Below are 5,087 nucleotides of genomic sequence, written 5' to 3' on the forward strand. Positions count from 1 at the left end.
GTGGCCTACATCGACGCCGACGAGCGCTACCGATTCAACAACCTGGCCTACGAGCGAGGCTTCGGCCGGCCGCGTGACGAGATCCACGGGCAGACCGTGCGCGCGCTGCTGGGCGATGCGGCGTACCACACGATCGAGCCGCACATACGCGCCGCGTTGCGGGGCGAGGCCGTCACGTTCCAGAGCGAGATGTCCAACGGAAGTAGCCATGTCTGCTACGAGGCCCAGTACATCCCGCAGCTCGCCGCCAACGGCAGCACGGTGCTGGGCTTCCACGCCGTGGTCAGCGACATCACCCGCCAGAAGCTCGAAGAGAAGCGGCTGATCGAGCTGGCACGCGTGGACCCGCTGACGGGCCTCGTCAATCGCGCCGGCTTCGAGTTGCGCGTCGCCGAGGCGATGGAGCGCTGCCGCACCACGGGTGCACTGATGGCGCTCATGTACCTCGACATCGACCGGTTCAAGCAGATCAACGACCGATACGGACACAACGCGGGAGACGCCGTGCTGCGGGAATTCGCGGACAGGCTGTCCCGGACCTTGCGTTTCAGCGACACCGTCGCCCGCCTGGGCGGCGATGAGTTCACGGCGATCATGGAAGGCCTGCCGGCGCCGGAGATGGCCTCCTCCGTCGCTGCCAAGATCGTGCACGCCATGAGGACGCCGTTCGTGATCGACCATCAGACGATCGATCTCACCACCAGCATCGGCCTGGCGTTCTACCAGGGTGACGCCACGACCGTCGAGGCGCTCGTCAAGCAAGCGGATGTGATGCTCTACCAGGCCAAGGGTGCGGGCCGCAACAACGTCCAGGTGGCGCTTCGCCTTGTCGAAGGGGGCGGAGCTTGAAACGCTCCTCCAACTCAATGATCCGCACATCCAGAATGACGGCCAATTGATCGGCTGAGCTGAAATCAGCTTTTGACCGATACCCAAGCCATGTAGCCACTGATCCATTTCATTGCATGGCCATCCGCATCGAACTTCAACGCAGCGGGGTCAACGTCTCGGTTGCCTGGCCTGTGAGCGCCGCAGCGGAGTGTGCGACCTGGCTACGCGAGGTGCTCAGGTGAACCGTCTTCCCGCGCACGAAGAAGTAGTGCTCCACCACCTCCATGTTGCGCAGTGCGCCGGCAAACGGTTCAAAGACACTGTCAAGGCTGGGGAGCAGTCGGAATCCTTCGGCAGGACGACCATCGACCATGAGCGGGCCTACCCAGGACTTGTGCGTCCGGACGATCAGATCCAGGTCACCGCATGCACGTGCACCGCGTGCGTAGCTACCGAATGTCCAGATCCCTTCGATGCGGACACGGACCGCCCCTTCCACCGTGGCCCCATCGAGGGGGCCACCTCGATACTCGGTGACGTACTCCGGCCTTGCGCCAATGCGCCGGAGAAGACGTTCCAGGCGGGCGGTGAGCACATCTCTTGGAATGCTCCACGGCACGTCTTCGGATTGAACCCAGACCGGCGTATAGCCTTCGCGCTGCGCAAACATCACTTCCGCGCCCCCTGTCCGACGATCCGATAGACCGTCGAACGCGCTAGCCCGAACAGCTGCATCAGCTCCTTGATGTTCCGACCGTTGAACATCTCACGCACTCGCTCATCGCGCGCCGACTTATCGGGCGCCGGCACGTAAACATCGTCACCGCCAAACCGTGCGCGCATACCCTGCACGATCTCATGCGCGATAGCGCTCGCCCACGGCTCCTGGAACGCCAAGTCATCGCGCAGGATCTCCGTCATGTCGAACACCCACTGCGTGGCCGCGTCGGCCTTGATCTCGTGGGCATCGGGGCGGGGTTGCTGCTGGTGCTGGAAGAGGGGTTGGCTCACAGGCGGCTGCTCCAAGAATCGCTGACGATGAAAGAGTTCGGGACAACGGGACGGACAGCGGGTGGACGAGCTGTAGGTGGTGGAGCTGGCGCAGGCGGTGCCGCCGCCACCGCGTTGGGTTGTGCGGACGTCTGCACTGGCGCTTGATCGCTTCCCCCACTCGGCACGGGTGCTCCGCCGCCGGCGAACAGGTCCGGCTCCAGCCCCGCCTCGAGCCGCGCCCACAGCTTGTCGCTGAGCGTGTGCAGCCCGAGCATCTGCGCGCAGAACAGCGCGTAGACCGTGCAGTCGAGCTTCTCGTTGCGCTTGCCGGCCGGCTTCAGCCAGCGGTGCTCCTCGCCGCGTCCGGTCTTCACCAGCATCCGGCTCTCGGCCGTGAGCTGGTCGTAGAACTCGGCCGTCAGCTCGCGCGCGAAGTGCATGTAGCCCGGCCCGGGCTGGCTGACCTGCAGCCGGCCGTAGAGCAAGTCCTTCGCGGTGTCGGTGCCGACGTGCCACAGCCGCACGCCCTTGCGGATCGTCTTGCCGCGCTCGTTCACGTCGACCAGGACGCTGGCGCTCTTGATCGGTCGACCCAATCGCGTCTCGCCCTTCACCGCGTACAGGTTCTGATTCGGCCGGTTGCGCACGAACACATAGCACTGGTGCGTGAAGTGGCCACCCGTGTCGATCGCCACCGCGTCGGCCGACATTTCGACGCCGCACACGTGCCGATAGGTCGCCTTGATCGCCGGATCCAGCTTCAGATCCCACTCGCGCTGGTCGGCCGGGTTGCCGTAGATGACCAGGTCATCCACCACCCACATTTCCTCGCCACGCCCAAAGCCCCACACCACCAGCTCCCAGCGGTCGCCCTGCACGTCCACGCCGATCGCGAGCTTCACCGCGCCTCGCGGCACAGTGCGCAGTGGGTGACCATGCTTGCCGCGCAGCGCGAGCTGACTGGCGTCGGTCTTCTCCACGTCCTCTTCGTAGGTCTCGCCCCGCGTGGTGTTGACGAAGGTCTTCACGGCACTGAGCTCACCTGCCTCGGCTTTCTTTGAGGCTGCGAGCCAATCCCGGACGATGCCCACCCACGTCGCCTGCGGGCTGTAGGCGGTCCAGCAGAAGAACGCCACGTGCTTCGGCGGCTGGACCTCCTCGTCCGCCACGTTGCGGAAGCGCAGCTGGATCGGGTCGCTCTCGTCGATCCACAGGCCACCACGCGCACCGCCTGCCGCCTTCCAGCGGCCCTTCCACACCGCCAGGTACTCGGCCTGGGTGATGCGCACGCCACAGTGCGGGCAGACGTGAACGACCGTCTCCGGATCGTTGTCGTCCCACTTCAGGCCATGCGGCGCTTCCTTGCCGCCCCAGTCGAGCGTGTGCTCCTCGTCGCAATGCGGGCAGCGAATGAAGTATTGGAAGCGCGCGTCGGCCTGCTGCTCGCGGTCCTCGATCAGGCTGAAGCCCTTGAGCTTCGGCGTCGATCCGGCGACGGATTTCGGGAACGTTGCGCCCTCGATGCGCTTGTCGCCGAGGAAGAAGGGGTCGCCTTCCTTGTCAACGTCTCGTGCGAAGCCGTCGGTCTCGTCGTAATAGACGCAGTCCACCGTGAGCCGGCGATAGTTGCCGGCCGAGTTTCCGCCGCGAAGGTGAAGCTGGCAGCCCAGGAACTGCTTGCGCTTGAGCGTGTTGCTCTTCGACTTGCGATTGAACTTCGGGAAGATCCGACGCATGACCTTCACGTCGCGCAGCATCGGCTCCAGCTCGGTGCCGACGAAGTCATCGCGGTCGCCGTCCGTGGGCTGGAACACGACCTGGTTGCGACGCTTGTGCTCGGCGAAGTAGCCGAGGGCCGCGAGGAATATCTTGGTGTACCCCGTGCGCGCCGACTTTCGCCAGGTCACGTGCGTGATCTCGTCGTGGCCGATGCAGTCGGCAATGGCCACCTGGTACGGGTAGGCCTCCCAGCGGCCTTGCTCGTAGCTGCTCTCCTCCGACAGGTAGAAGTGCTCGGCCATCCACTGGGACAGCCGCATCGGCATCGGCGCTTCGAGCGGGCGCAGGCCGCGGCGCAGTGCCGCGTTGATCTCGTTGCGCTGCTCGGTGCCGAGGTCAGCCAATGTGATGGGCCGTTCGATGAACATCGGCTCGACTGCGTCGAGCATAGGCGTCGCGTGCGTCAATTTCCATCCTCCTCTTCGTCGTCTTTGTCATTCCCTTCATCAGCGTCCGCCAGCGTCATCGCCGCGGCACAGTTGCGTGCCTTGGAGACCTCCTCTTCGAGGATGCGCAGTGCCTCGCCAGGCAGTTCGACGCGGCGACGCAGGCGCGGCACAAGGCCCTGCAGCAGACTGCCCACGTCGCCGGCCATCTTGGCAAGCACCAGTTCGAGCACCGACACCGGCGCGAGCTCGCGGCGATTCACAGCGTTGTCCATCGCGATGCGGTCGGCTTGCTCGCGGGCCAGGCGTGCGCGCTCGCGCGCCAGCTCGCCGTCGGCGCCACGGCCCGCGGCCTGTTCCCGCAGGTGCTTCGTGTACGCGCGCAGCCAGGTCGCCGCCGGCTGGCCGGCCAGCAAGACACCGCGGCTGAGCAGCTCGCTGACGACGGGCTGGCTGACGCCGACCAGGTCGCCGAACTGCTCCTGCGTGATCGGGTGCGAGAGCGGCTGCGAGAGGGGTTGATCTAGTGCTTGCATGGATATAACCCCCTTAGGAGCGCACTGAAACTAGCGAGCGAACGGGGTTCGAATTACCCTTGACTGAGGTCCTCCGGGAGGACCCGTCTAGGGGGGTGGGGGGTGGGGTCGGGGCCTTGGCCGACCGAAGTGCGAACGTCATGCGCCCTGCCCTCCCGATGCCAGCCCGAGCTTCGCGAGCTGCTTGTGCATGCGCTGCTCGTAGTGCGACTTGAAGCGCGCATCGATCACGCGCTGCGCCGTGCCGACGAAGTCGAAGCGCTTGCCGTATCGGGTGCCATTGACGAACAGCAGCACCGGCTTCACTGCACTGCCCGAGCTGAAGCGGTACCGTGCCCACACGCCACGCCGCAGGTGCTGCATCTTGTCGCCGTGCTTCCACGACCCACGGCCCTGCCTCGAATCGCCGCCGTGCGCCACGAAGTACTCGACCTTGCTGCGCTTGGCCTTCGAGCGCTTGCTGCTGGTCGCGTTGGCGTCCGAGCCCGCGAGGTTGAAGGCCTGCAGCTGGCTCAGGATCTGCACGATCTGCCCGCGCCCCATGTTGCCGTAGGCATCGAGC

General features: G+C 65.6%; 5 protein-coding genes and 1 pseudogene. 1 reads left to right on the plus strand and 5 read right to left on the minus strand.

Annotation, left to right across the window (positions count from 1 at the left end; genetic code table 11):
- On the plus strand, window positions 1-849 hold an 849-nt coding region (locus tag AC1DXV_RS31025; protein WP_477937315.1), incomplete at its 5' end, for a diguanylate cyclase domain-containing protein.
- Between the two features lie 136 nt (window positions 850-985).
- Here the strand turns inward: AC1DXV_RS31025 and AC1DXV_RS31030 are convergent.
- The 5 genes and pseudogenes from AC1DXV_RS31030 to AC1DXV_RS31050 all read right to left on the minus strand — a co-directional run.
- The gene (locus AC1DXV_RS31030) at window positions 986-1,501 is read right to left on the minus strand and encodes a nucleotidyltransferase family protein (protein WP_477866835.1); all 516 of its coding nucleotides are present in this window, start codon (window positions 1,499-1,501) and stop codon (window positions 986-988) included.
- Window positions 1,501-1,842, minus strand: a complete 342-nt coding sequence (locus tag AC1DXV_RS31035; RefSeq protein WP_477866837.1) for a Mor transcription activator family protein — start codon at window positions 1,840-1,842, stop codon at window positions 1,501-1,503. Before AC1DXV_RS31035 ends, AC1DXV_RS31030 begins: the two co-directional genes overlap by 1 nt.
- Window positions 1,839-3,992 (minus strand): phage terminase large subunit family protein, encoded by a 2,154-nt coding sequence (locus tag AC1DXV_RS31040; protein ID WP_477866839.1) that lies wholly within the window; start codon window positions 3,990-3,992, stop codon window positions 1,839-1,841. The genes AC1DXV_RS31035 and AC1DXV_RS31040 overlap by 4 nt, the downstream gene beginning before the upstream one ends.
- Window positions 3,993-4,006: 14 nt before the next feature.
- Window positions 4,007-4,525, minus strand: coding sequence for a terminase small subunit (locus AC1DXV_RS31045; protein WP_477866841.1), 519 nt, complete (start codon window positions 4,523-4,525; stop codon window positions 4,007-4,009).
- A 138-nt stretch (window positions 4,526-4,663) separates the two neighbouring features.
- Window positions 4,664-5,087: pseudogene (locus tag AC1DXV_RS31050) on the minus strand (hypothetical protein); the annotation flags it as partial.

Source organism: Rhizobacter sp. P3_C12 (assembly GCF_056402735.1).

Excerpts from the sequence above, each read along its gene's own strand:
- AC1DXV_RS31030 (WP_477866835.1), bottom strand. The coding sequence starts at position 1,501 with ATGTTTGCGCAGCGCGAAGGCTATACGCCGGTCTGGGTTCAATCCGAA.
- AC1DXV_RS31040 (WP_477866839.1), bottom strand. The coding sequence starts at position 3,992 with ATGCTCGACGCAGTCGAGCCGATGTTCATCGAACGGCCCATCACATTG.
- AC1DXV_RS31045 (WP_477866841.1), bottom strand. The coding sequence starts at position 4,525 with ATGCAAGCACTAGATCAACCCCTCTCGCAGCCGCTCTCGCACCCGATC.